The sequence below is a fragment of the Streptosporangium sp. NPDC003464 genome, assembly GCF_053588315.1.
Window position 1 is genome coordinate 1 of the sequence record NZ_JBSFPS010000408.1, and the last position, 3,732, is coordinate 3,732.

Below are 3,732 nucleotides of genomic sequence, written 5' to 3' on the forward strand. Positions count from 1 at the left end.
CTGAGCGGCGGCAAGGTGCACTTCGCCCGAGATGACGTCGCTGCTGCCCATGGCCGACGCCTACGCGCGCACCGGCGGCCGGGTCGGCGTGCTCAGCGTCCACCAGGGGCCGGGGCTCACCAACGCGATGACCGGCATCGCCGAGGCCGCCAAGAGCCGCACGCCGCTCGTCGTGCTGGCCGCCGAGGTGACCGCCCCCCGGTCCAACTTCTTCGTCGACCAGGCCGCCCTGGCCACGGCGGTCGGGGCCGTTCCGCTGCGGATCGACTCCGCCGGGACCGCCGTCGCGCGGACGGCCGAGGCCTTTCTCCTGGCCCGCGACGGGCGGCGCACGGTCCTGCTGAACCTCCCGCTGGAGGTGCAGGGGCAGCGCGTCCCGTCCCCGCCCGGTCAGGCGCTCCCGGTCCCCGGCCCGGCGGCCGGACCGGAGGCGGGGCAGGCCGCGCGGCTGGCGGAGCTGCTCGCGGCCGCGCGGCGGCCGGTGTTCGTGGCGGGCCGGGGGGCGCGTGCGGCCCGGCGGGAACTGGAGGAGCTCGCCGAGCGGGCCGGGGCGCTGCTGGCCACCTCCGCCGTGGCCAAGGGGCTCTTCCGGGGCAGCCCGTGGGATCTGGACGTGAGCGGCGGCTTCGCCTCGCCCCTCACCGCCGAGCTCGTCCGCGACGCCGACGTGATCGTCGGCTGGGGCTGCGCGCTCAACATGTGGACCACCCGCCATGGCACGCTCATCGGCCCGGACGCCAAGGTCGTCCAGGTCGACCTCGACGCCGACGCCCTCGGCGCCCACCGTCCGATCCATCTCGGTGTGGTCGGTGACGTCGCCCGCACCGCGAGGGCGGTCACGGCCCTGCTCGCCGGGGGCGCGGACGGCCTCCGCACGGCCCCCGGCGGCGCCGGGTACCGGTCGGCGGCGCTGGCCGGGCGGATCGCCCGCGAGAGCCGCTGGCGGGACGTGCCCTACGTGGACGAGGGCGGGGAGGGCCGCATCGACCCCCGCACCCTCACGATCGGGCTGGACGACCTGCTCCCCGCCGAGCGCGTCGTCTCCGTCGATTCGGGAAATTTCATGGGATACCCGTCGATGTTCCTCGACGTTCCGGACGAGTGCGGTTTCGCCTTCACCCAGGCCTTCCAGTCCATCGGCCTCGGCCTGGCCACCGCGATCGGCGCCGCCCTGGCCCGGCCGGACCGGCTCGCGGTGGCCGCGCTCGGCGACGGGGGCGCGCTGATGGGCGTGGCCGAGCTGGAGACGGTCGTACGGCTCGGCCTCCCGATGGTGATCGTGGTCTACGACGACGAGGGCTACGGCGCCGAGGTGCACCACTTCGGTCCGGACGGGTACCGCCTGGACACCGTCGTCTTCCCGCCCGTCGACATCGCCGCCATCGCCCGGGGTTTCGGCTGCGCGGCGGTGACCGTACGGGACCGGGCGGACCTGGCCGCGGTGGCCGGGTGGCTGGACGGGCCGCGGGACCGGCCGCTGCTGGTCCACGCCAAGGTCAGCCGGGCACGGGGTTCGTGGTGGCTGGAGGAGGCGTTCCGGGGGCACTGAGCGAGCCCCGGGCCGCCGGCAGGCGTTCCGGGGGCACTGAGCGCGTCCGGGCCGCCGGCCGGCTCCGCGCGCCTGAGGGGGAGCGCCGGAGACGGGTCGGCGGCGCCCGCCGCGGCGGTGTCCACGGTGTGGACATGCCGTGACCGCCGGTCGAACACCGCCGGAGGGCTGGGGTACGGTTCAGCCATGGCTGAGATCGTGTACCCCCCGGTCATCGGGGCCGCGCGGACCCTGTTCCGCGCGCTGGACCTGAAGATCCGCGTCGAAGGCGCCGAGCGGATCCCGCGAACCGGCGGAGCGGTGCTGGTCAGCAACCACATCAGCTATCTCGACTTCATCTTCGCCGGCCTGGCCGCGCTGCCCGCCAAGCGCCTGGTCCGCTTCATGGCCAAGAAGGAGGTCTTCGACCACAAGATCTCCGGCCCGCTGATGCGCGGCATGCACCACATCCCGGTGGACCGCGCGGCGGGTGCCGCCGCGTTCGGCGCGGCGCTGAAGTCGCTCAAGTCCGGCGAGATCGTGGGGGTGTTCGCCGAGGCCACGATCAGCCAGTCCTTCACGGTCAAGGAGATCAAGAACGGCGCGGTCCGGATGGCCGTGGGCGCGAAGGTGCCGATGATCCCGGTCGCGCTCTGGGGCACCCAGCGGCTGTGGACCAAGGGGCACCCCAAGAAGCTGTTCCAGCGGCACGTGCCGATCACCATCCTCGTCGGCGAGCCGCTGCACGCCAAGCGGGGCGACGACTACGACGCTGTCACCGCCGACCTGCGCGGGCGCATGACCGCGCTGCTCGACCGGGCCCAGCGGACCTACCCGGAGATCCCCCCGGGGGTCTGGTGGCAGCCCCGCCACCTCGGCGGCACCGCCCCCACCCCGGAGGAGGCCGACAAGCTGGACACGGCCGAGGCGGAGGCCAGGGCGGCCCGGCACAAGTCGTGAGCGCCAGGCGGTCTGCCGCAGGTCATGAGCGCAGGTCGTGAGCGCCAGGGTGGCCCGGCACAAGTCGTGAGCAGGTGAACCGCAAGTGGGACGGCCCATCCTGTCCTCATGAGTGACGCATTTGAGAACATCGTCGGCGCCTTCCAGCCCGGGCCCACCCCGGGCCCCGGCCGCACGCCGGGACCGGTCGGCATGGCGATCCTGCTCATCTGCTGGATCGCCCTGGGCCTGATGCCCTTCGTCTTCTCGGTGCGAGATCTCCAGCTCGCGACCGGAAGGATCGGCACCCCGGGCACCCTCACGGTCCTCTCGTGCGAGTCGCTGGGCGAGGGCCGCTACGACTGCAAGGGCAGGTTCGTGTCCGACCGCGGCGGTGAGGTGGTGATGGTGGACGCCTCGCCCGACTCCACCGCCGGAGACGTCAAGCGCGCCCAGCTCACGCCCCAGGGCGACCGCGCCGTCCCGACCGGCACCACCGGTCTCGTGGCCGCCCTCACCATGCCCTTCCTCGGCGTGGGGGTCCTGGCCTTCCTGCCGTATGTGTTCCTGTACGTCTTCAAGGTGCGGCGGGGGCGCCGCGCCGCCGTGATCCTCGGGTCCGTCCTCACCGCGGTCTCGCTCGCCGGGGTCGTCGCGGGCCTGGTCGCGGCCTCCTCCTGACGGCCCGGCCGCCCGGCGCTCGGCGGTCACAGCCGGTCGGCGAGCCGCTCCAGCAGGGGGAGCGCCCGGGCCAACCGGCGCCGCTCCTCGGCGTCCATGGTGTCGCCGACCGCGCGTCCGATCTGCTCGGTGACGGCGTGGGTCCGGTCGCCGAGGGCGTGCCGCCCGGCCTCGGTGATCCGGGTGACGACCCTGCGCCCGTCGGCCGGGTCGGGGGCGCGGGAGACCAGGCCGCGCTGGGCGAGTGCCCCGAGGGCGGTGCCGATCGCCTGCGGGGTCACCTGCTCCGAGCTGGCGAGCGCCGCCGAGGTGGAAGGCCCCTGCCGCTCCAGCCGGGACAGCACGGTGAGTTCGGTGAAGGTGATGCCGCTGGCGTCGTCGACGGTGGCGTAGATCTGCCTGATCCGCCGGGCGAGGCGGCCGACGGCGATCCTGAGGTCGCGGGCGGTGTGGTCGTGGTCCGGGTGCGCGGGATCGGCGTGCGCCGGGTCCGGGTGCGCGGGATCGGCGTGCGCCGGGTCCGGGTGCGCGGGATCGGCGTGCGCCGGGTCCGGGTGCGCGGGATCGGCGTGCGCCGGGTCCGG

Annotated in this window: 4 protein-coding genes; 3 read left to right on the forward strand and 1 reads right to left on the reverse strand. The window is 74.8% G+C overall.

Annotated features, from left to right (window positions below; translation table 11 throughout):
• Positions 1-31: 31 nt before the first annotated feature.
• The 3 genes from ACWDS7_RS45825 to ACWDS7_RS45835 all read left to right on the forward strand — a co-directional run bounded on the left by ACWDS7_RS45825 (position 32) and on the right by ACWDS7_RS45835 (position 3,148).
• Positions 32-1,549: a thiamine pyrophosphate-binding protein gene (locus ACWDS7_RS45825; protein WP_451934411.1), complete on the forward strand. Its 1,518-nt coding sequence runs from the start codon at positions 32-34 to the stop codon at positions 1,547-1,549.
• A 186-nt stretch (positions 1,550-1,735) separates the two neighbouring features.
• Positions 1,736-2,488, forward strand: coding sequence for a lysophospholipid acyltransferase family protein (locus ACWDS7_RS45830; RefSeq protein ID WP_451934412.1), 753 nt, complete (start codon positions 1,736-1,738; stop codon positions 2,486-2,488).
• Between the two features lie 108 nt (positions 2,489-2,596).
• Positions 2,597-3,148: a hypothetical protein gene (locus ACWDS7_RS45835; RefSeq protein WP_451934413.1), complete on the forward strand. Its 552-nt coding sequence runs from the start codon at positions 2,597-2,599 to the stop codon at positions 3,146-3,148.
• Between the two features lie 26 nt (positions 3,149-3,174).
• Here ACWDS7_RS45835 and ACWDS7_RS45840 read toward each other — a convergent pair.
• The coding region (locus ACWDS7_RS45840) for a MarR family transcriptional regulator (protein ID WP_451934414.1) at positions 3,175-3,732 on the reverse strand (558 nt) is incomplete at its 5' end.

Bases quoted from the DNA above. Each gene is read 5' to 3' on its own strand.
- ACWDS7_RS45825 (WP_451934411.1), top strand. From the start codon at position 32: ATGACGTCGCTGCTGCCCATGGCCGACGCCTACGCGCGCACCGGCGGC.
- ACWDS7_RS45830 (WP_451934412.1), top strand. From the start codon at position 1,736: ATGGCTGAGATCGTGTACCCCCCGGTCATCGGGGCCGCGCGGACCCTG.
- ACWDS7_RS45835 (WP_451934413.1), top strand. From the start codon at position 2,597: ATGAGTGACGCATTTGAGAACATCGTCGGCGCCTTCCAGCCCGGGCCC.